The organism is Streptomyces sp. NPDC029139 (assembly GCF_055564335.1).
Genome location: NZ_JBVHWN010000004.1, coordinates 213,948 through 235,154 on the forward strand (window position 1 = coordinate 213,948; position 21,207 = coordinate 235,154).

The 21,207-nt window shown below is 68.7% G+C and carries 18 protein-coding genes and 1 tRNA gene; 11 read left to right on the forward strand and 8 right to left on the reverse strand.

What is annotated here, in order from left to right; genetic code table 11:
• Positions 1 to 106: 106 nt before the first annotated feature.
• The 8 genes from ACZ4VW_RS12010 to rpmH all read right to left on the reverse strand — a co-directional run bounded on the left by ACZ4VW_RS12010 (position 107) and on the right by rpmH (position 6,097).
• On the reverse strand, positions 107 to 1,216 hold the full coding sequence (locus tag ACZ4VW_RS12010; protein WP_467961156.1) for a ParB/RepB/Spo0J family partition protein: 1,110 nt from the start codon (positions 1,214 to 1,216) through the stop codon (positions 107 to 109).
• Positions 1,213 to 2,289 carry a ParA family protein gene (locus ACZ4VW_RS12015; protein ID WP_467961158.1) on the reverse strand — a complete coding sequence of 359 codons (1,077 nt, stop codon included), beginning with the start codon at positions 2,287 to 2,289 and terminating at the stop codon, positions 1,213 to 1,215. Before ACZ4VW_RS12015 ends, ACZ4VW_RS12010 begins: the two co-directional genes overlap by 4 nt.
• Before the next feature lie 288 nt (positions 2,290 to 2,577).
• Positions 2,578 to 3,294: a 16S rRNA (guanine(527)-N(7))-methyltransferase RsmG gene (gene rsmG, locus ACZ4VW_RS12020; RefSeq protein WP_467961160.1), complete on the reverse strand. Its 717-nt coding sequence runs from the start codon at positions 3,292 to 3,294 to the stop codon at positions 2,578 to 2,580.
• Positions 3,295 to 3,409: 115 nt separating this feature from the next.
• Positions 3,410 to 3,922: a Jag family protein gene (locus ACZ4VW_RS12025; RefSeq protein WP_467961162.1), complete on the reverse strand. Its 513-nt coding sequence runs from the start codon at positions 3,920 to 3,922 to the stop codon at positions 3,410 to 3,412.
• Positions 3,923 to 3,935: 13 nt separating this feature from the next.
• On the reverse strand, positions 3,936 to 5,240 hold the full coding sequence (gene yidC / locus ACZ4VW_RS12030) for a membrane protein insertase YidC (protein ID WP_467961164.1): 1,305 nt from the start codon (positions 5,238 to 5,240) through the stop codon (positions 3,936 to 3,938).
• A 3-nt stretch (positions 5,241 to 5,243) separates the two neighbouring features.
• The gene (gene yidD, locus ACZ4VW_RS12035; protein ID WP_137994568.1) at positions 5,244 to 5,570 is read right to left on the reverse strand and encodes a membrane protein insertion efficiency factor YidD; all 327 of its coding nucleotides are present in this window, start codon (positions 5,568 to 5,570) and stop codon (positions 5,244 to 5,246) included.
• A complete protein-coding gene (rnpA, locus tag ACZ4VW_RS12040; RefSeq protein WP_467961166.1) occupies positions 5,567 to 5,938 on the reverse strand; it encodes a ribonuclease P protein component in 372 nt (123 codons plus the stop codon). Before rnpA ends, yidD begins: the two co-directional genes overlap by 4 nt.
• A gap of 21 nt (positions 5,939 to 5,959) precedes the next feature.
• Positions 5,960 to 6,097 (reverse strand): 50S ribosomal protein L34, encoded by a 138-nt coding sequence (gene rpmH, locus ACZ4VW_RS12045; protein WP_005482975.1) that lies wholly within the window; start codon positions 6,095 to 6,097, stop codon positions 5,960 to 5,962.
• Positions 6,098 to 6,478: 381 nt separating this feature from the next.
• Between rpmH and dnaA the strand changes: the two genes are divergently transcribed.
• From dnaA to ACZ4VW_RS12100, 11 genes are all read left to right on the forward strand, one after another.
• On the forward strand, positions 6,479 to 8,245 hold the full coding sequence (gene dnaA / locus ACZ4VW_RS12050; protein WP_467961168.1) for a chromosomal replication initiator protein DnaA: 1,767 nt from the start codon (positions 6,479 to 6,481) through the stop codon (positions 8,243 to 8,245).
• A 977-nt stretch (positions 8,246 to 9,222) separates the two neighbouring features.
• Positions 9,223 to 10,353 carry a DNA polymerase III subunit beta gene (dnaN, locus tag ACZ4VW_RS12055; protein ID WP_015034855.1) on the forward strand — a complete coding sequence of 377 codons (1,131 nt, stop codon included), beginning with the start codon at positions 9,223 to 9,225 and terminating at the stop codon, positions 10,351 to 10,353.
• Between the two features lie 109 nt (positions 10,354 to 10,462).
• Complete coding sequence (gnd, locus tag ACZ4VW_RS12060) at positions 10,463 to 11,341, forward strand: phosphogluconate dehydrogenase (NAD(+)-dependent, decarboxylating) (protein WP_467961170.1); 879 nt, start codon at positions 10,463 to 10,465, stop codon at positions 11,339 to 11,341.
• A 54-nt stretch (positions 11,342 to 11,395) separates the two neighbouring features.
• Positions 11,396 to 12,517, forward strand: coding sequence for a DNA replication/repair protein RecF (gene recF, locus ACZ4VW_RS12065; protein WP_467961172.1), 1,122 nt, complete (start codon positions 11,396 to 11,398; stop codon positions 12,515 to 12,517).
• A 4-nt stretch (positions 12,518 to 12,521) separates the two neighbouring features.
• Positions 12,522 to 13,079 carry a DciA family protein gene (locus tag ACZ4VW_RS12070; protein WP_467961174.1) on the forward strand — a complete coding sequence of 186 codons (558 nt, stop codon included), beginning with the start codon at positions 12,522 to 12,524 and terminating at the stop codon, positions 13,077 to 13,079.
• A 460-nt stretch (positions 13,080 to 13,539) separates the two neighbouring features.
• Positions 13,540 to 15,606, forward strand: coding sequence for a DNA topoisomerase (ATP-hydrolyzing) subunit B (gene gyrB / locus ACZ4VW_RS12075; protein ID WP_467961176.1), 2,067 nt, complete (start codon positions 13,540 to 13,542; stop codon positions 15,604 to 15,606).
• 41 nt (positions 15,607 to 15,647) lie between these two features.
• Entirely contained in the window at positions 15,648 to 18,281 is a 2,634-nt protein-coding gene (gyrA, locus tag ACZ4VW_RS12080; RefSeq protein ID WP_467961178.1) for a DNA gyrase subunit A, read from the forward strand.
• Positions 18,282 to 18,386: 105 nt separating this feature from the next.
• Positions 18,387 to 18,974 (forward strand): DUF3566 domain-containing protein, encoded by a 588-nt coding sequence (locus ACZ4VW_RS12085; protein WP_467961180.1) that lies wholly within the window; start codon positions 18,387 to 18,389, stop codon positions 18,972 to 18,974.
• Positions 18,975 to 19,070: 96 nt separating this feature from the next.
• Positions 19,071 to 19,147: transfer RNA gene (locus ACZ4VW_RS12090), tRNA-Ile, on the forward strand.
• A 245-nt stretch (positions 19,148 to 19,392) separates the two neighbouring features.
• Positions 19,393 to 19,527, forward strand: coding sequence for a DLW-39 family protein (locus ACZ4VW_RS12095; RefSeq protein ID WP_003958712.1), 135 nt, complete (start codon positions 19,393 to 19,395; stop codon positions 19,525 to 19,527).
• Between the two features lie 293 nt (positions 19,528 to 19,820).
• Positions 19,821 to 21,203: a hypothetical protein gene (locus ACZ4VW_RS12100; protein ID WP_467961182.1), complete on the forward strand. Its 1,383-nt coding sequence runs from the start codon at positions 19,821 to 19,823 to the stop codon at positions 21,201 to 21,203.
• The last annotated feature ends 4 nt before the right edge of the window (positions 21,204 to 21,207 follow it).

Below are 21,207 nucleotides of genomic sequence, written 5' to 3' on the forward strand. Positions count from 1 at the left end.
TATCGATGGGGCGATCAGGGCGATACCGTGCGCAAGCAAAGGGCGGGCCGTGTTCCGGTTTCACCGGCACACGACCCGCCCTTCAGGCCCTGAAGCGTCGAGAAGCTCAGCTCTCGGCGTCGTCCTGCTCGGAGCTCCCCTGGTCCAGGACGCGGCCCTCACCCGGAGCGAGGGTTGCGAGAATCCGCTCCAGATCGTCCATCGAGGCGAACTCGACGACGATCTTTCCCTTCTTCTGCCCCAGGTCGACCTTCACCCGGGTCTCGAAGCGATCGGAAAGCCGGGAAGCCAGATCCGACAGTGCGGGGGAGACACGCGCCCCCGCCCGCGGACCCTTCGGCTTGGCCGTGGAGGCAGGCTCCGGGCCCATCATGTTCACGATCTCTTCGACGGCACGCACCGAGAGACCCTCGGCCACGATCCGGTACGCCAGCTTGTCCTGTGTCTCCGGATCCTCCACCGAGAGCAGGGCACGGGCATGGCCGGCCGACAGCACACCGGCCGCGACGCGCCGCTGCACCGGAGGCGACAGCCGCAGCAGACGCAGCGTGTTGGAGACCTGCGGGCGCGAGCGCCCGATGCGGTCGGCCAGCTGGTCATGGGTGCACTTGAAGTCCTTGAGCAGCTGGTCATAGGCGGCCGCCTCTTCCAGCGGGTTCAGCTGCGCCCGGTGCAGGTTCTCCAGGAGGGCGTCCAGAAGAAGCTTCTCGTCCTCCGTCGCCCGGACGATCGCGGGGATCCGTTCCAGACCGGCCGCACGGCACGCCCTCCAGCGCCGCTCGCCCATGATGAGCTCATAGCGCTCGGCACCCAGCTGCCGTACGACGACGGGCTGCAGCAGACCGACCTCCTTGATGGAGGTGACCAGCTCCGCCAGCGCGTCCTCGTCGAAAACCTCGCGCGGCTGCCGGGGGTTGGGCGTGATGAAGTCCAGCGGCAGCTCCGCGAAGTGCGCCACGGCGGGAGCCTCCGGCTCCCCGACCGGTCCGGCCTCGGAGACCGCCCCGGGGGGCGTCACCGCGTCCGGGGACTGCGGGCTCTGCGGCAGGGTCGCCAATTTCGCGGCCGCCCCACCTCGCTCCGAAGGCAGAGCCGGAACGGCCCCCGGGGAAGGGGAGCCCGTCCCTACGCCGACCGCCGGCACCTGCCGCTCCTGGGGAGCAGCGGGGATCAGCGCTTGGAGCCCACGCCCCAAACCCCTACGTCGCTCACTCACTGGATCCCCTCCGACATGTTTCGCTGGCTGTTCTGGTGACCCACATGGGCGTGCTGCGGGTCGTAGCTCATACCGACGCCCCTCAGCGCGATCTCACGGGCCGCCTCGAGATACGACAGCGAACCACTGGAGCCCGGGTCGTACGTGAGGACGGTCTGTCCGTAGCTCGGCGCCTCAGAGATGCGCACGGATCTCGGGATGCTGGTCCGCAGCACCTCCTCGCCGAAGTGGCTGCGCACTTCATCGGCCACCTGCGAGGCGAGCCTCGTCCGGCCGTCGTACATGGTGAGCAAGATCGTCGAGACATGGAGCGTGGGGTTGAGATGCCCACGCACCAGGTCCACGTTCCGCAGGAGCTGGCCCAGGCCCTCCAGCGCGTAGTACTCGCACTGGATCGGGATCAGCACCTCGGCCCCCGCCACCATGGCGTTGACCGTCAGCAGTCCGAGCGAAGGCGGGCAGTCGATCAGGATGTAGTCCAGCGGCTGCTCATATGCCTGGATCGCTCGCTGCAGTCGGCTCTCCCGCGCCACCAGCGACACCAGCTCGATCTCCGCACCGGCGAGATCGATGGTGGCAGGGGCGCAGAAGAGGCCTTCGACGTCCTGGACCGGCTGCACCACGTCGGAGAGCGGCTTGCTCTCCACGAGGACGTCATAGATCGAGGGAACGTCGGCGTGGTGGTCGATACCCAGGGCCGTCGAGGCATTGCCCTGGGGGTCGAGGTCGATGACCAGGACGCGGGCCCCGTGCAACGCCAAGGAGGCGGCAAGGTTGACCGTCGTGGTCGTCTTCCCCACGCCGCCCTTCTGGTTGGCGACCACCATCACGCGTGTCTGGGCCGGCCGAGGGAGGCCCTCACCGGCACGCCCCAGTGCCTCTACTGCCAGTTGGGCAGCACGACCAATGGGGGTGTCGTCCATGGGGGGCGGTGTTTCACGTGAAACATCCTCCCCCACCGATTCGGTTCGGGGACCGGGGACCGGTTCGGTCATCGGTCCCGCAATGTTGGCGTCGGACCGCAAGGATTCACTCTCCTCGGCTTCAGGCTCGCGATGAACAGAGCCTGCCATGCTTTCGGGGTCATGAACCAGCGAGGCCCGTGGTTCTGTGGATGAATCCACCGATGTGGACAATCCCGTACCCCTCGCGAGCGGCTTCGCGAGGGGTGTGCGGTCCCGGGGCGCGGCAGCCGCGCGACCGCGGCTGATGATCCCCTGCAGCAGTGAGCGACGTTTCACGTGAAACACGATGCACGCGCCGCCCACTCAGGACCGCTCGACACTCCGAAATACGTACGTATGGCAGCTTGTACGGATCAGTTGCGCCACGTTGACGGCTCGCTCCCGCCGCCTTGACGCTCAGCGGCGACGCCGCGTCCGGCTGGGGCGGGCCGCCTTGGCCCGCTTGGCGGCGAACCTCACACCACCCGGGCTCTCCCCGACCTCCACCCGCACAACGGTCGACAGAGGGTCCACAATGCCCTCGCCGACCTGGAGCACGGAGGCCGCCACCACACCGAGCTTGGAGAGCGCGGCGCGGGCGCCGGCGATCTCCTCCTCGGCCGTGTCGCCCTTGAGTGCCAGCATCTCTCCGTACGGACGCAGCAGTGGAACGCCCCAGCCGGCCAGCCGGTCCAGCGGCGCCACGGCGCGGGCGGTGACGACATGCACCGGCGGGACCTTACCGAGCATCTCCTCCGCACGGCCACGGACCACGGTGACGTGGTCCAGCCCGAGCAGCTCCACGACCTCCTGGAGGAAGTTCGTACGGCGGAGCAGCGGCTCCAGGAGCGTGATCTTCAGATCCGGCCGCACCAGGGCCAGCGGGATACCGGGCAGCCCGGCACCCGAACCGACGTCGCACACGGTGACGCCCTCGGGCACCACCTCGGAGAGCACCGCGCAGTTCAGCAGGTGTCGCTCCCACAGCCGGGGAACCTCACGCGGGCCGATCAGCCCGCGCTTGACGCCCGCGTCCGCGAGGAGCTCCGCGTACCGGACGGCCTCCGGAAAGAACTCACCGAATACCGTCCGCGCCTGTTCGGGCGCAGGGGGGAGCTCCGCTGCCTCCGTCACGGGAACCGTCCTTCCGCACCGCACACAAAGGTGCGAGCGCACTGTGATGGCTGACTATCAGGCTGACAAGATCGGCCCCGCCTGCGAGCAGACGGGGCCGACACTGCGAGAGGGGTCAGGCAGGGAGAACGACGACGAAGCGCTGCGGCTCCTCGCCCTCGGACTCGCTGCGCAGACCGGCCGCGGCGACCGCGTCGTGCACGACCTTGCGCTCGAACGGGGTCATCGGGTCCAGCTTGACCGGCTCACCGGTCGACTTCACCTCGGACGCGGCCTTGGCGCCGATCTCGGCGAGTTCCGAGCGCTTCTGAGCGCGGAACCCGGCGATGTCGAGCATCAGCCGGCTGCGGTCGCCGGTCTCCCGGTGCACCGCCAGGCGGGTCAGTTCCTGGAGCGCCTCCAGCACCTCGCCGTCGCGCCCCACGAGCTTCTGCAGGTCACGGCTGCTCGAGTCGCTGACGATCGAGACCGCGGCCCGGTCCGCCTCGACGTCCATGTCGATGTCGCCGTCGAGGTCGGCGATGTCGAGCAGACCCTCGAGGTAGTCGGCCGCGATTTCACCCTCCTGCTCCAGGCGGGTCAGGGTGTCGCCACCCTCGGCGGCGGCGGAGATGGTGCCTTCCGACACGGATGGACTCCTTCTACTTCTTGGACGACGGGTGCTTGGGGCGCTGCTGGCCCTTGCGCTGACCGGACTTGGCCTGACGGGAACCCCCGGAGTTGGCCCTCGGACGCGCGGGCTTGTCGCCCTGTCCTGCATCCTTCGCCTCGCCCTGCGGCTTCTTCTCCAGCGAGGTGGTGGGCTTCTCGTCGGACACGTCGGACACGTCGGACGCGGCGTCCTCGGCGCTCTTGACCGTGGAGTGCTGAGCCGCGGCCTGACGCTTCGCCTTGGTCTGACGCTTGGGCTGCTGACGCTTGGCCGCGGCGCCGCTCTCGACCTCGGCGGCGACGGCGTCACTCTTGATCACGGTGCCGTCGGCCTGGGGCGCGAAGCCGGCCTTGGCCAGACCCGAGAAGAAGCGGCGCTCGTTCTCGTTGCGGTCGGGGCCCTTGGCGACGATCGCCTTGACGACGCTCTTGCGACGACGGCCGCGGACCTCACTGTGGTGGGTGACGCTCTTCAGCAGGCGCTGCAGGTAGGCGTCCTGGGCCTTGCTGCCCGGGGTCGGGTTCTGGTTGATCACGTACATCTGCTGGCCCATGGTCCACACGTTCGTGGTCAGCCAGTAGACGAGAACACCGACGGGGAAGTTGATGCCCATGACGGCGAAGATCAACGGGAAGATGTACATGAGCATCTTCTGCTGCTGCATGTACGGCGTCTTCACCGAGAGGTCGACGTTCTTCATCATCAGCTGGCGCTGGGTGAAGAACTGCGAGGCCGACATCAGGATGATCATGATCGCGGTCACGATGCGGACATCGGTCAGGGAGGCGTTGAGAGCCTCGACCTTCGCGGGGTCGTCCATGAACTTCGCGGCGATCGGAGCACCGAAGATATGGGCTTCACGGGCGCTGTTGACCAGGTCCTGGTTGAGGACACCGATCTCCTTGCCATCGGCGATCTTGCTCAGCACGTGGTAGAGAGCGAAGAAGAACGGCGACTGCGCCAGGATGGGAAGGCACGAGGAGAGCGGGTTGGTGCCCGTCTCCTTGTACAGCTTCATCATCTCTTCGGACTGACGCTGCTTGTCGCTCTTGTAGCGCTCCTGGATCGCCTTCATCTTCGGCTGGAGCGCCTGCATGTTCCGGGTCGACTTGATCTGCTTGACGAACAGCGGGATCAGACAGATCCGGATCAGCACCACCAGGGACACGATCGACAAGCCCCAGGCCCAGCCCGTGTCAGGGCCGAACATCGCCCCGTACAACGTATGGAACTGGACGATCACCCATGAGACGGGTGTGGTGATGAAGCTGAAAAAACTGGCAATCGTGTCCACTAATCAGGCTCCTTGAGCATTGGGCGAAGTCTCTGCGGCCGGGCTCGTCTCGGCGGTGGACCCGCCCTTGTCGCCGCGCAGCGCGTTCCGCAGCAGTTCGTGCCAGCGAGGACGCTTGCGCGGAGGCACGTGATCCACGCCGCCGGGCGACCACGGATTGCACCGCAGGATGCGCCAGGCGGTCAGGGCTGTGCCCTTGATCGCGCCATGCCGGTCGATGGCCGTGAATCCATAGTGGGAACACGACGGGTAGTACCGGCAGACGGGCCCGAGGAGCGGGCTGATCGTCCACTGGTACAGCTTGATGAGAGCCAGCAGCGGGTACTTCATCGCGTGCCCCCTCCCAGGAGCCGCTGAAGCGCGGTGTCCAGGTCTTGGGCCAGCTGTGCGTGATCGGCGTCGCCGGCTCCGGGCAATGCCCGTACGACCACCAGGCTACCGGGGGGCAGCTCGGACAGTCGTTCGCGGACGAGATGGCGCAGGCGTCGCTTCACCTTGTTGCGTACGACGGCGCCGCCCACGGCCTTGCTCACGACGAAACCCGCACGCGTCGGGGAAGCGCTCTCCCCAGGCGCGTGCGGGTCCGTTGCACCGCTGCGTAGGTGGACGACGAGGAGCGGGCGACCGGCCCGGCGCCCTCGGCGTACCGCGGTTGCGAAGTCCTCGCGCCGCCTCAGCCGATTCTCGGTAGGCAGCACGTCATGACCTGTTGATGCGGATCAGGCGGACAGGCTCGCGCGACCCTTGGAACGGCGGTTCGCCAGGATGGCGCGACCGGCGCGCGTGCGCATCCGCAGGCGGAAGCCGTGGGTCTTGGCACGACGACGGTTGTTCGGCTGGAAGGTGCGCTTGCTCACTCGGGGGCTCCAGAAATGATTCGTTGGTGGCGGGACATCGCCTGGCTGTCACCGTGCGCCCACGAGTAGCTCGCAATACGCCCGAGTGCACCGCTTCACGATCACAGACCGTGATCTTTGCCCATCGGAGGCAGGCGGCAGCAGCCATCGACAACTCGACCTGGTTACGGTACGCGCGGCTACGCCATCCGGTCAAACCGACCGATCAGCGGGGTCCATTGTGCACAGGCTGTGGACAACAACTTGAACGAGGTCAGCCGCCACGACTACCGTGGCTGGACTCCTCAATCTTTTTCCGTTCTGTCCTCACCTGTCCTGACGGACTTCGACCAACCGTCCCGAGAACCACACATTCGTGGGACCTGCGAGAAAGCGTGCCCTGTGGCTGACGTACCTGCCGATCTTGCCGCAGTGTGGCCACGCGTGCTGGAGCAACTCCTCGGAGAAGGCCAGCAGGGCATCGAGCCCAAGGACAAGCAGTGGGTCGAGCGCTGCCAGCCTCTCGCACTGGTGGCCGACACCGCACTGCTCGCCGTCCCCAACGAATGGGGCAAGCGTGTCCTCGAAGGCCGCCTCGCGCCACTGATCAGCGAAACCCTGACCCGCGAATGCGGCCGCCCCATCAGGATCGCGATCACCGTCGACGACTCCGTCGGCGAGCCGTCGCCCCTCGCGCCCCCGGCCCAGCAGCAGCCGCGGTACGACGAACGGCCGACCGCGGAGCCGTACGACAAGTACGACGGTTACGGCCACCGGCCCATGCCCGACGACGGCCTGCCCACCGCGCGCCCCGCCTACCCGGACTACCAGCAGCAGCGACCCGACCCGGGCTCCTGGCCGCGTACCCAGGAGGACCTCTCCTGGCAGCAGCCGCGGCTCGGTTCGTTCCAGGAGCGCGACCCGTACGCCGGCCCTCGGCAGCAGTCCCAGCAGCCGCGGTACGACGAGCGGCCGTCCGCCTACGACCAGCCGCAGCGGCCGGACCGGGGAGAGCTGCCCGACGGACCGCGTCCTGGCGGCGGCCCCGGCCCCCGCCAGGGTGGTCAGGCCCCGGGCTCCATGGGCGGTGGCTCCTCCACCGGGCAGGGGCCGGGCTCCGGTGCCCCCGGGGAGCAGCACGCGCGCCTGAACCCCAGGTACCTCTTCGACACCTTCGTCATCGGTTCCTCGAACCGGTTCGCGCACGCGGCCGCCGTCGCGGTGGCCGAGGCGCCGGCGAAGGCGTACAACCCGCTCTTCATCTACGGGGAGTCGGGCCTCGGCAAGACCCACCTGCTGCACGCCATCGGGCACTACGCGCGGAGCCTCTACCCCGGCACCCGGGTGCGGTACGTGAGCTCGGAGGAGTTCACCAACGAGTTCATCAACTCGATCCGCGACGGCAAGGGCGACGCCTTCCGCAAGCGCTACCGGGATGTGGACATCCTGCTCGTCGACGACATCCAGTTCCTCGCGAGCAAGGAGTCGACGCAGGAGGAGTTCTTCCACACGTTCAACACGCTCCACAACGCGAACAAGCAGATCGTGCTCTCCTCGGACCGGCCGCCCCGGCAGCTGGTGACCCTGGAGGACCGGCTCCGCAACCGCTTCGAGTGGGGCCTGACCACCGATGTGCAGCCGCCCGAGCTGGAGACGCGCATCGCGATCCTCCGCAAGAAGGCGGTGCAGGAGCAGCTCAACGCCCCGCCGGAGGTGCTCGAGTTCATCGCCTCCCGGATCTCGCGGAACATCCGTGAGCTGGAGGGCGCGCTGATCCGCGTGACGGCGTTCGCGAGCCTCAACCGGCAGCCGGTGGACCTCGGGCTCACCGAGATCGTCCTCAAGGACCTGATCCCGGGCGGGGAGGACTCGGCGCCCGAGATCACGGCACCGGCGATCATGGCAGCGACGGCGGACTACTTCGGACTCACGGTGGAGGACCTCTGCGGCTCCTCACGGAGCCGGGTCCTGGTGACCGCCCGCCAGATCGCCATGTATCTGTGCCGGGAGCTCACCGACCTGTCGCTGCCGAAGATCGGTGCGCAGTTCGGCGGCCGCGACCACACGACGGTGATGCACGCGGACCGGAAGATCCGCGCGCTCATGGCCGAGCGGCGCTCGATCTACAACCAGGTCACCGAGCTGACCAACCGCATCAAGAACGGCTGAGGACGAGGCCGAGCGGCCAGGAGCCGACGCACACCTCTGAAGGGCGCCCCGGGACACCTCCCGGGGCGCCCTTCGCGTCTCCAGGACGGCTGCGCCCGCCCTGACCGTCGCCTGTGTACGTCTTTCTCCGCCGCCTGTGCACGTCCTCCGCGACGCCTCCGTACGTCCTCTCCGTCAGCCGTTCGCGGCCTCCGCCCCGCCTCTGCACAGCTTCCCGGTCACCTGTGCACGGCTCCTCGCCCGTCTGTGCGTGACGGCGGTGTTCGAATACGCGGGGCGGGTGGTCAGTTCTCCACAGATTGGGGGATGATCTTCCGTCCACAGGGTGGGGACTGCGGAGTTATCCGGATCGCGTCCACAGGCGCGGCGGCCGCGAGGCCATCACCCCAGGTCAGATGGGTGTGGATTTGTTGGCAACCTTGATCCACAGGTTGTGGACGAATCTTTCGTCCACAGGGCCCCTTCTCGGTTGTCCACCGGCAACCCACAGGGGGCTGTCGGTTGCCCACAGCTTCTCCACACCGCTGTCCACTGTTCGGCAACGAATCGCCCGTGCTCACGGCATCGAGTGAAAGCGGTCACACCAACGGAGACGATTGGGCTGTGGGGAACACGGGTAAAGCTGGGGACAGCACTGGGGAGAACTCAGCCCTGCCTGTGTACCGGGTGTGCAGAACTTTCGGGTGTCCACAGAACCCCTGAGTTGTCCACCGGGTCCGCCCACAGGGGCGGTGGACAAAAAACCGACCCTGACCTGCGCATACGGGGTTATCCACGGTTTCCACAGGCCCTACTACTACTCCCACTTAGAGTTAGCCCGGAATCCGCTTCGAAGTGGGACCTGTGCACAACTCGGCGCCGGAGCCTCGGCGGGCTCTTGTCGCGACTTGACCCCGAGCCGCACCGAGTGTCGGCGGCGTACGTCAGACTGGTTCCCGCAGTCGACGAAGAGCCAGCAACAGCAGGAGGCGGTTCCGGTGAAGATCCGGGTGGAGCGCGATGTACTCGCGGAGGCGGTGGCCTGGGTGGCCCGCAGCCTCCCGGCCCGTCCGCCGGCGCCCGTACTCGCGGGCCTTCTGCTGAAGGCCGAGGACGGCGCACTGAGCTTCTCGAGCTTCGACTACGAGGTCTCGGCCCGGGTGTCCGTCGAGGCGGAGGTCGAGGAGGACGGCACGGTCCTGGTCTCCGGTCGCCTGCTCGCCGACATCTGCCGCGCCCTGCCCAACCGGCCGGTGGAGATCTCCACAGACGGTGTACGGGCGACCGTGGTCTGCGGCTCCTCCCGCTTCACCCTCCACACCCTGCCTGTGGAGGAGTACCCGGCGCTTCCGGAGATGCCCACCGCGACCGGCACGGTCCCCGGTGAGGTCTTCGCCTCCGCGGCCGCCCAGGTGGCCATCGCCGCCGGCCGCGACGACACGCTGCCCGTCCTCACCGGTGTGCGCATCGAGATCGAGGGCGACACGGTCACCCTGGCCTCCACCGACCGCTACCGCTTCGCCGTCCGCGAGTTCCTGTGGAAGCCGGAGTCCCCGGACGCCTCCGCCGTCGCCCTGGTGCCCGCCAAGACCCTCCTGGACACCGCCAAGGCACTCACCAGCGGCGACACGGTCACCCTGGCGCTCTCGGGCTCCGGCAAGGGCGAGGGCCTGATCGGCTTCGAGGGCGCGGGCCGCCGCACCACCACGCGGCTGCTCGAGGGCGACCTGCCCAAGTACCGCACGCTCTTCCCCACCGAGTTCAACTCGGTCGCGGTGATCGAGACCGCCCCGTTCGTCGAGGCCGTCAAGCGTGTGGCCCTGGTGGCCGAGCGCAACACCCCGGTCCGGCTCAGCTTCGAGCAGGGCGTGCTGATCCTGGAGGCAGGCTCCAGCGACGACGCACAGGCTGTGGAGCGTGTGGACGCGCAGCTGGAGGGTGACGACATCTCGATCGCCTTCAACCCGACGTTCCTGCTGGACGGCCTGAGCGCGATCGACTCCCCGGTCGCCCAGCTCTCGTTCACCACGTCCACCAAGCCCGCGCTGCTGAGCGGAAAGCCGGCTCTGGACGCCGAGGCGGACGAGGCGTACAAGTACCTGATCATGCCGGTGCGCCTCAGCGGCTGACCGCCCGCGGGCAGGCGTCGACTGAGCGGCTGACCCCACAGGTGTGCACCCGGGTCCGGGCGTAGGCTCGGACCCGGGTAAACCGCACACGACGCTTAAGGAATCTCTGATGGAGCTCGGTCTCGTCGGTCTCGGCAAGATGGGCGGCAACATGCGTGAGCGCATCCGCCGCGCAGGCCACACCGTCATCGGATACGACCGCAACCCGGACCTCGCCGATGTCCACAGCCTCGAAGAGCTTGTGGGCAAGCTCAAGGGTCCGCGCGTCGTGTGGGTCATGGTCCCGGCGGGCGCCGCGACCCAGTCCACCATCGACGAGCTGGCCGAACTGCTCTCTCCCGGCGACATCGTCGTGGACGGCGGTAACTCCCGCTGGACCGACGACGAGAAGCACGCCGAGGAGCTCGCCGCCAAGGGCATCGGCTTCGTCGACTGCGGTGTCTCCGGCGGCGTCTGGGGCCTGGAGAACGGCTACGCGCTGATGTACGGCGGCGACGCCGAGAACGTGGCGCGGGTCCAGCCGATCTTCGACGCCCTCAAGCCCGAGGGCGAGTTCGGCTCCGTCCACGCGGGCAAGGTCGGCGCCGGCCACTTCGCGAAGATGGTCCACAACGGCATCGAGTACGCGATGATGCAGGCGTACGCCGAGGGCTGGGAGCTTCTGGAGAAGGTCGACTCCGTCACCGACGTGCGCGAGGTCTTCCGCTCCTGGCAGGAGGGCACGGTCATCCGTTCCTGGCTGCTCGACCTGGCGGTCAACGCGCTGGACGAGGACGAGCACCTGGACCAGCTCCGCGGCTTCGCGCAGGACTCCGGTGAGGGCCGCTGGACGGTGGAGGCGGCGATCGACAACGCGGTGCCGCTGCCCGCGATCACCGCGTCGCTCTTCGCGCGGTTCGCCTCCCGTCAGGACGACTCCCCGCAGATGAAGATGATCGCCGCGCTGCGCAACCAGTTCGGTGGCCACGCGGTCGAGTCCAAGAAGTAATCCACAGGCTGTGCATCCTCGGTGCACAGCGGCCGGGGGAGGTCGGCGCCCACCATGCATGTCACGCATCTGTCGCTGGCCGACTTCCGCTCCTACGCCCGGGTCGAGGTCCCGCTCGACCCGGGCGTCACGGCGTTCGTGGGCGCGAACGGCCAGGGCAAGACCAACCTGGTCGAGGCCGTCGGCTATCTCGCCACCCTCGGCAGCCATCGCGTCGCGTCGGACGCCCCGCTCGTACGGATGGGGGCGGAACGGGCGGTCATCCGGGCCGCCGTCACCCAGGGCGAGCGCTCGCAGCTCGTCGAGCTCGAACTCAACCCGGGCCGTGCCAACCGTGCTCGTATCAACCGATCCTCGCAGGTCAGACCCCGTGACGTGCTGGGGATCGTACGGACCGTGCTGTTCGCGCCGGAGGACCTGGCCCTGGTCAAGGGCGATCCCGGAGAACGCCGGCGCTTCCTCGACGAACTGATCACGGCGCGCTCACCGCGCATGGCGGGTGTCCGCTCCGACTACGAGCGGGTGCTCAAGCAGCGCAACACCCTGCTGAAGTCGGCCGCCATGGCCAGACGGCACGGCGGCCGTGGCATGGACCTGTCGACGCTGGACGTGTGGGACCAACACCTCGCGAGGGCGGGTGCCGAGCTGCTGGCGCAGCGGCTGGACCTGATCGCCGTTCTGCAGCCGCTGGCCGACAAGGCGTACGAGCAGCTGGCGCCGGCAGGCGGACCGATTCTGCTGGAGTACCGGCCGTCGGCCCCGGGCCCCGGGCACACGCGCGAGGAGCTGTACGAGCAGCTGATCGCCGCGCTCGCGGAGGTGCGCAAGCAGGAGATCGAGCGGGGCGTGACGCTGGTCGGGCCGCACCGGGACGAGCTGCTGCTCAAACTCGGTGAGCTGCCGGCGAAGGGCTACGCGAGTCATGGGGAGTCCTGGTCGTACGCGCTGGCACTGCGGCTGGCCTCGTACGACCTGTTGCGGGCGGAAGGGAACGAGCCCGTGCTGGTCCTCGACGACGTCTTCGCCGAGCTGGACGCGCGGCGGCGGGAGCGGCTCGCGGAGCTGGTGGCCCCGGGCGAGCAGGTGCTCGTGACGGCGGCGGTCGACGACGACGTGCCGGGGGTGCTGGCGGGCGCCCGGTACACGGTCGCGGGGGGTTCGGTGGAGAGGCTGTGAGGTCGTGAGCGAGAACGAGAGCCCCCAGGCCGCCCCGGCCCCCAAGGCCCCCGAACCTTCGGGGGTGGACCTCGCGCGGGTCGCGCTGCGGGCCGCCAAGGAGCAGGCGAAGGCGCGGGGCGCCGCGGCCCAGCAGAAGAAGCAGGCCCGGCGGGGCGGCGGGCTGCGCTCGGGCGCGCACGCCGACGGGCGGGACCCGGTCGGGCTCGGTGCCGCGATCAACCGGCTCATCACCGAGCGCGGCTGGGAGACGCCGGCGGCGGTAGGCGGGGTCATGGGGCGCTGGCCGCAGATCGTGGGCGAGGACCTGGCGAAACACTGCGTGCCTCTGAAGTACGACGAGGCGCCGGAGGAGCGGGTGCTCACCGTGCAGTGCGACTCGACGGCGTGGGCGACGCAGCTGCGCCTGCTGGCGCCGAGGCTGGTGGCCCGGCTGAACGAGGACCTCGGGCACGGGACGGTACGGGTGATCAAGGTCCTGGGGCCGTCGGCCGGGCCCCGGCGGGGGTACGGGCCCCTGCGGGCGCCTGGGTCCGTCGGCCCGGGAGACACGTACGGGTAGGACGCCCGGGTGGGTTCGGGCGCCACGCGCGCGTGCGCACGGGGTGCAGGGCCGGGTCGAGGGCCACGCGCGCCTGCGCGGGCGCACGCGCACCCACGGCTGTCAGGGGTCACGCGCGCGTGCGCACGTGGTGGAAGGCGAGTACCGGTGAGTACCGGTGCGGAGCGCGCCCGAGAAGGCGCCGTTCCGCGGTGCCCGCGCGGTGCTTTCCCCAGGGCTTCACCCTGACCTTCCCGGCGGACCGATCGCCCACAGCGGGGCGTCACCGCCCGAAGCGCTGGGTGGCCGTCAGAGCCCTTTGGAGCCCCTCCCTGGATATGGGGAGTCGTCTCGCTCCCGCTCAGGGCGGCACATGCGGACTCAGGTACCGGCAAACCCCCATGAGTGTCAGCGCTACCGGTAGACTGGAAGACAATCCCGCCACCCTGCGGAACATGTCGAACGACGCAGCCGCTCCCGTATGCCCGGAGAACGGCCTGTGCTGTGCCAGAAAGGGCGCTTCGTGGCCGATTCCGGCAACCCCAACGAGAACCCCCAGTCCGCCAACGCTGCGTCGTACGACGCCAGCGCGATCACCGTGCTCGAGGGTCTGGACGCGGTCCGCAAGCGCCCCGGCATGTACATCGGCTCCACCGGTGAGCGTGGCCTGCACCACATGGTGCAGGAGGTCGTCGACAACTCGGTCGACGAGGCCCTGGCCGGTCATGCGGACACCATCCACGTGACGATCCTGGCCGACGGCGGTGTCCGCGTCGTCGACAACGGCCGCGGTATCCCCGTCGGCATCGTCCCGTCCGAGGGCAAGCCGGCCGTCGAGGTCGTGCTGACGGTCCTGCACGCGGGCGGCAAGTTCGGCGGCGGCGGCTACGCGGTCTCCGGCGGTCTGCACGGCGTCGGCGTCTCCGTCGTCAACGCCCTCTCCACCAAGGTCTCGGTGGAGGTCAAGACCGACGGCCACCGCTGGACGCAGGACTACAAGATGGGCGTCCCCACCGCGCCCCTCGCGCAGCACGAGGCGACCGACGAGACCGGCACCTCGGTCACGTTCTGGTCCGACCCGGACATCTTCGAGACGACCGAGTACTCCTTCGAGACGCTGTCGCGCCGCTTCCAGGAGATGGCCTTCCTCAACAAGGGCCTGACGATCACGCTCACCGACGAGCGCGACTCCGCGAAGGCCACGGTCGGCGCCGACGACCCCGACGCCGAGGCGGCGGAGGAGCAGCCGGCGAGGACGGTGAAGTACCACTACGAGGGCGGCATCGTCGACTTCGTGAAGTACCTCAACTCCCGCAAGGGTGAGCTGATCCACCCCACCGTCATCGACGTCGAGGCCGAGGACAAGGAGCGCATGCTCTCGGTCGAGATCGCGATGCAGTGGAACTCGCAGTACACCGAGGGTGTCTACTCCTTCGCCAACACGATCCACACCCACGAGGGCGGTACGCACGAAGAGGGCTTCCGTGCCGCGCTCACGGGTCTGGTCAACCGGTACGCGCGCGACAAGAAGCTGCTGCGCGAGAAGGACGACAACCTCACCGGTGAGGACATCCGCGAGGGTCTGACGGCGATCATCTCCGTCAAGCTGGGCGAGCCGCAGTTCGAGGGCCAGACCAAGACCAAGCTGGGCAACACGGAGGCGAAGACCTTCGTGCAGAAGGTCGTGCACGAGCACCTCAACGACTGGTTCGACCGGAACCCGAACGAGGCCACGGACATCATCCGTAAGTCCATCCAGGCGGCCACCGCGCGCGTGGCGGCCCGCAAGGCCCGCGACCTGACGCGTCGCAAGGGCCTGCTGGAGAGCGCCTCGCTGCCGGGCAAGCTGTCCGACTGCCAGTCGAACGACCCCTCCAAGTGCGAGATCTTCATCGTCGAGGGTGACTCCGCCGGCGGTTCGGCCAAGTCCGGCCGCAACCCGATGTACCAGGCCATCCTGCCGATCCGCGGCAAGATCCTGAACGTCGAGAAGGCCCGGATCGACAAGATCCTGCAGAACACCGAGGTCCAGGCGCTCATCTCGGCCTTCGGTACCGGAGTCCACGAGGACTTCGACATCGAGAAGCTTCGCTATCACAAGATCATTCTGATGGCGGACGCCGACGTCGACGGCCAGCACATCAACACCCTGCTGCTGACCTTCCTCTTCCGCTTCATGCGCCCGCTGGTCGAGGCCGGCCACGTCTACCTCTCGCGCCCGCCGCTCTACAAGATCAAGTGGGGCCGGGACGACTTCGAGTACGCGTACTCGGACCGTGAGCGCGACGCGCTCGTCGAGCTGGGCAAGCAGAACGGCAAGCGGATCCGCGAGGACTCGATCCAGCGCTTCAAGGGTCTCGGTGAGATGAACGCGGAGGAGCTGCGCATCACCACCATGGACCAGGACCACCGCGTGCTCGGCCAGGTCACCCTCGACGACGCGGCGCAGGCCGACGATCTGTTCTCGGTGCTGATGGGTGAGGACGTCGAGGCACGGCGCTCGTTCATCCAGCGCAACGCCAAGGACGTTCGCTTCCTCGACATCTGAGTCGGCCTCAGCTGACCGTACGAAAGGACTGAAGACCAGCAATGGCCGACGAGAACACCCCTGTGATGCCCGAAGAGGAGCCGATGGTTCCGGGCGTGGGCATGCGCGTGGAGCCCGTGGGGCTCGAGACCGAGATGCAGCGCTCGTACCTCGACTACGCGATGTCCGTCATCGTGTCGCGTGCGCTGCCGGACGTACGGGACGGTCTCAAGCCCGTCCACCGGCGCGTGCTGTACGCCATGTACGACGGCGGCTACCGGCCCGAGAAGGGCTTCTACAAGTGCGCCCGTGTCGTCGGTGACGTCATGGGTACGTACCACCCGCACGGCGACTCCTCGATCTACGACGCCCTGGTCCGGCTGGCCCAGCCGTGGTCGATGCGCCTGCCGCTGGTCGACTCCAACGGCAACTTCGGCTCCCCGGGCAACGACCCGGCGGCCGCCATGCGGTACACCGAGTGCAAGCTCATGCCGCTGTCGATGGAGATGCTCCGGGACATCGACGAGGAGACCGTCGACTTCCAGGACAACTACGACGGCCGTAACCAGGAGCCGACGGTCCTGCCGGCGCGCTTCCCGAACCTGCTGGTCAACGGCTCGGCCGGTATCGCCGTGGGTATGGCGACCAACATCCCGCCGCACAACCTGCGCGAGGTCGCGGCCGGAGCCCAGTGGGCGCTGGAGCACCCGGAGGCCACGCACGAGGAGCTGCTCGACGCGCTCATCGAGCGGATCAAGGGCCCGGACTTCCCCTCCGGCGCTCTGGTCGTGGGACGCAAGGGCATCGAGGAGGCGTACCGCACCGGCCGTGGCTCCATCACGATGCGCGCGGTCGTCGAGGTCGAGGAGATCCAGAACCGCCAGTGCCTCGTGGTCACGGAGCTGCCCTACCAGGTGAACCCGGACAACCTCGCGCAGAAGATCGCCGACCTGGTCAAGGACGGCAAGATCGGCGGCATCGCCGACGTCCGTGACGAGACCTCGTCCCGTACCGGCCAGCGGCTCGTCATCGTGCTCAAGCGCGACGCCGTCGCCAAGGTCGTCCTCAACAACCTGTACAAGCACACCGACCTGCAGACGAACTTCGGCGCGAACATGCTGGCGCTCGTCGACGGCGTGCCGCGCACCCTCTCGCTGGACGCGTTCATCCGCCACTGGGTGACGCACCAGATCGAGGTCATCGTCCGCCGGACCCGCTTCCGGCTGCGCAAGGCCGAGGAGCGCGCCCACATCCTGCGCGGTCTGCTCAAGGCGCTGGACGCGATCGACGAGGTCATCGCGCTCATCCGGCGCAGCGACACGGTCGACGTCGCGCGCGAGGGCCTGATGGGCCTGCTCCAGATCGACGAGATCCAGGCCAACGCCATCCTCGAGATGCAGCTGCGCCGGCTCGCCGCCCTGGAGCGCCAGAAGATCGTCGCCGAGCACGACGAGCTTCAGGCGAAGATCAACGACTACAACGCGATCCTCGCCTCCGAGGAGCGTCAGCGCGCCATCGTCAGCGAGGAACTGGCGCTGATCGTCGAGAAGTTCGGCGACGACCGCCGCTCCAAGCTGGTGCCCTTCGACGGTGACATGTCCATCGAGGACCTGATCGCCGAGGAGGACATCGTCGTCACCATCACGCGTGGCGGCTATGTGAAGCGTACGAAGACCGAGGACTACCGCTCGCAGAAGCGCGGCGGCAAGGGCGTGCGCGGCACGAAGCTGAAGCAGGACGACATCGTCGACCACTTCTTCGTGTCCACGACCCACCACTGGCTGCTCTTCTTCACGAACAAGGGCCGGGTCTACCGGGCCAAGGCGTACGAGCTTCCGGACGCCGGCCGGGACGCGCGCGGCCAGCACGTCGCCAATCTGCTGGCCTTCCAGCCGGACGAGCAGATCGCCGAGATCCTGGCGATCCGCGACTACGAGGCCGCGCCGTACCTGGTGCTCGCCACGAAGGCCGGCCTGGTGAAGAAGACCGCGCTGAAGGACTACGACTCGCCGCGTTCCGGTGGCGTCATCGCGATCAACCTCCGGGAGACGGAGGACGGCAGCGACGACGAGCTGATCGGCGCGGAGCTGGTGTCGGCGGAGGACGATCTGCTGCTCATCAGCAAGAAGGCGCAGTCGATCCGCTTCACCGCGACGGACGACGCGCTGCGTCCGATGGGACGAGCGACGTCCGGCGTCAAGGGGATGAGTTTCCGCGAGGGCGACGAGCTCCTCTCGATGAATGTCGTCCGGCCCGGTACGTTCGTCTTCACCGCCACCGACGGTGGGTACGCGAAGCGGACCAACGTGGACGAGTACCGCGTCCAGGGTCGCGGTGGCCTCGGTATCAAGGCCGCCAAGATCGTGGAGGACCGCGGCTCGCTCGTGGGCGCGCTGGTGGTCGAGGAGACGGACGAGATCCTCGCCATCACGCTGTCCGGCGGTGTGATTCGTACGCGAGTCAACGAAGTCAGGGAGACCGGCCGTGACACCATGGGCGTCCAGCTGATCAACCTGGGCAAGCGTGATGCCGTCGTAGGCATCGCACGGAACGCCGAGGCGGGCAGCGAGGCCGAAGAGGTCGACGGTGCCGAGTACGTCGACGGCGTCGCCGATGTCGAGGAAGGCGTCGAGGTCGCGACCGCGACCGAGGCAGCCGAGGGCATGCAGTCCTCGGCCGGGGAGCACGAGGAGTAGAGCGTGAGTGGAGCCACGGGCGCCGGATCGGCGGCTGCCGGAGCTTCTGCTGGTGCTGGAGCGAACGGTGCCCGTGGTTCCGCCACGGACTCCCAGGGGGTTGCGGTGACGGACACCCGAGGGCCCAAGCCCTCGTACGAGACGTACAACGGGCCGCTGCCCGGCGAACGCGCGGGAGCGCAGCAGCCGAGCGGGCCGTACCACCCGCCACAGGCGTACGGCGCTCAGGCGCCGGCCGCCGCGGCGGGCGGTGGAGCCGGCACGGCCGGCCAGAACACGGGCGCCGTGCGTCGCCCGCGCACGGGGGCCCGCACGACGCCCCGTACGCGCAAGGCGCGGCTGCGGGTGGCCAAGGCCGATCCGTGGTCGGTGATGAAGGTGAGCTTCCTGCTCTCCATCGCGCTGGGCATCTGCACGGTCGTGGCCGCGTCGGTGCTGTGGATGGTCATGGACGCCATGGGCGTCTTCTCGACCGTCGGCGGAACGATCAGCGAGGCGACGGGCTCGAACGAGTCCAACGGCTTCGACCTGCAGTCGTTCCTCTCGCTGCCGCGGGTGCTCATGTTCACCTCGGTGATCGCCGTGATCGACGTGGTCCTGATGACCGCGCTGGCGACCCTCGGGGCGTTCATCTACAACCTGTCGGCCGGTTTCGTGGGCGGTGTGGAGCTCACGCTGGCGGAGGACGAATGAGCTGCGTGGGGGCCTCGGGGAACCGATTTTGGGACTGGCCCCCACGTGCGCTAATCTTCAGGAGTCAGCGCGCGGGACACCTCGCAAAAGCGCGGCGGGGCTATAGCTCAGTTGGTTAGAGCGCATCCCTGATAAGGATGAGGCCACAGGTTCAAATCCTGTTAGCCCCACCAGCACGAAGACCCCCAACCGATCATGGTTGGGGGTCTTCGGCATGTACGGGTCGTCCGCGGGGGTAGGTCCCGACTGTGATCGCGTGCCCCCTCCGTCGGGGGCGGCGCGGCCGGCGAGGGTTCGTCGTGCGGCCGATTGGTTTGTGCGGGGGAACGGCTGCTCGGGGAGGTCACCGATCGGTATCGGTCGGTGTGTAGAGTGGGCGTCAGAAGTCTCCTACGTCAACGAAAGACGAGGTCGCGCGGTGAAGAAGCTTCTCCTGGTCGCACTGGCCGCCATCGGCGGGCTCCTCGTGTACCGCCAGATCCAGGCGGATCGCGCCGAGCAGGATCTGTGGACGGAGGCGACCGACTCCGTGCCCGCAGGTTCGGGTGTCTGAGACGCAGCTTGTCCAAGGGTGAAGCCCCGGCCGCGATCGCGGCCGGGGCTTCATGCCGTTCAGGGGCCTCCGTCCCGCACGTGACACCCCCCTCCTGGGTTCACCCCCGCGAATGATGAGGTTGCGAGAGCAAAATTGAGTGACCTCGGTCAAGGGGTGGAGTCGGTCGGGCTCGGATCCGGCGAGCCGGGCGAATCGTCCACCCGCGCAGACAGCGGAGGGGCGGGCGGGGCAGGATGGACCGTCATTGCGGCCGCACGGGGCGGGACGGCTACGGACACGAGGAGAGGCGCGTGAGGAAGCGCGTGAACTGGCGGAGCGGGAGGCTGCGGGCGGCCGGGTCCCGGGCCGCGGCGGCGGGTACGGCGGTGGCCGCGCTGGCAGCGGCGGCGGTGTTCACGGCCGCGGCGCTGCCCGGTGCGGCATGGGCGGCCGAAGGGAACCCGTACACCTTCGACGACGGGGCCACGCCGGTCCAGGGGGCCGCATCGAGCCTGGACGCGCAGCAGTTGAAGGCCGGTCAGAGCTACCGCGACAGCATCGAGAAGGACGGCAAGCTCTACTACCGGGTCGATCTCGACGCGCAGCAGAACGCGTACGTGTCGGTGGTCGCCGTGCCCAGGCCCGGCGGCGAGGCGGAGTACGGCGACGGCATCAAGGTCAGCCTGCAGGACGGCTCCGGCTCCCAGTGCGGCTACCAGGACGCGTCGTTCGAGTCCGCCGGCTTCACCCGGCCCATCACCGCGTACGCCCACCGCACGATCGAGCCCGACCGCTCCACCTGCCAGCGTGCCGGCGCCTACTACGTACTGGTCGAGCGGACCTCCAAGGCCCTCTCCACGCCCGAGGACTGGGAGCTGGAGATCCGGTACCTCACCGAGCCGGGGGTGCAGCAGACCGGCCCCACGGCGCTGCCCGAGAACTGGCCCTCCTCCTCACCTCCGCCGCCCTCCGGCGGCCCGCAGAAGCGGCAGGGCGGCGCGGGCTTCCACGACGCCACCTCGCTGAAGCAGGGAGAGTGGCGCGCCGACATCAAGCCCGGGCAGACGCTCTTCTACCGGGTGCCCGTCGACTGGGGGCAGCAGATCTTCGCCACGGCGGAGCTCGGAAGCAGCCCCACCGGTGCCACCGAGTACGTGAGCAACGCGCTGGTGCTGTCGCTAGACAACCCGGCCCGCGGCCACGTCGACCAGGAAACCGTCAGCTACGACGGCAAGCCGGCGACGCTGGCGCTCGACCCGCACCGGCCGGTCGCCTTCGAGAACCGGTACGCCTCCAACAGCTACACGAACGCCATGCGGTTCGCGGGCTGGTACTACCTGTCGGCCACGCTCAGCCCGGAGATCACCAAGGCGTACGGGGACAAGCCGGTGCCGCTGACGCTGCGGGTGAACGTCACCGGCACGGCGAAGGCGGCTCCCGCGTACGCCGGGGACGCCGGGATCTTCAAGGTCACCGACGACGACCGGGACGCGGCGGCCAGTGGAGCGAGCGGGGCGCAGGCACAGAAGAACGCGGGCATGGTCGTGGTCGCGGCGGCCGGGCTCGGCGCCGGAACGGTACTGATCGTCGGGCTCGGCCTGTGGACGTTCGCCGGGCGGCGCCGGGCGGCGCGACAGACGCCCCACGGGCCGCAGGACGGTCCGCCGCAGTTCGGCCCGCCGACGGCCTGGTAGGCCC

What these genes read in the sequence shown, in the direction of transcription:
- yidD (WP_137994568.1), bottom strand. Translation starts at nt 5,570, where the DNA reads ATGAAGTACCCGCTGCTGGCTCTCATCAAGCTGTACCAGTGGACGATC.
- ACZ4VW_RS12015 (WP_467961158.1), bottom strand. Translation starts at nt 2,289, where the DNA reads ATGGCAGGCTCTGTTCATCGCGAGCCTGAAGCCGAGGAGAGTGAATCC.
- gnd (WP_467961170.1), top strand. Translation starts at nt 10,463, where the DNA reads ATGGAGCTCGGTCTCGTCGGTCTCGGCAAGATGGGCGGCAACATGCGT.
- recF (WP_467961172.1), top strand. Translation starts at nt 11,396, where the DNA reads ATGCATGTCACGCATCTGTCGCTGGCCGACTTCCGCTCCTACGCCCGG.
- gyrB (WP_467961176.1), top strand. Translation starts at nt 13,540, where the DNA reads ATGCCCGGAGAACGGCCTGTGCTGTGCCAGAAAGGGCGCTTCGTGGCC.
- gyrA (WP_467961178.1), top strand. Translation starts at nt 15,648, where the DNA reads ATGGCCGACGAGAACACCCCTGTGATGCCCGAAGAGGAGCCGATGGTT.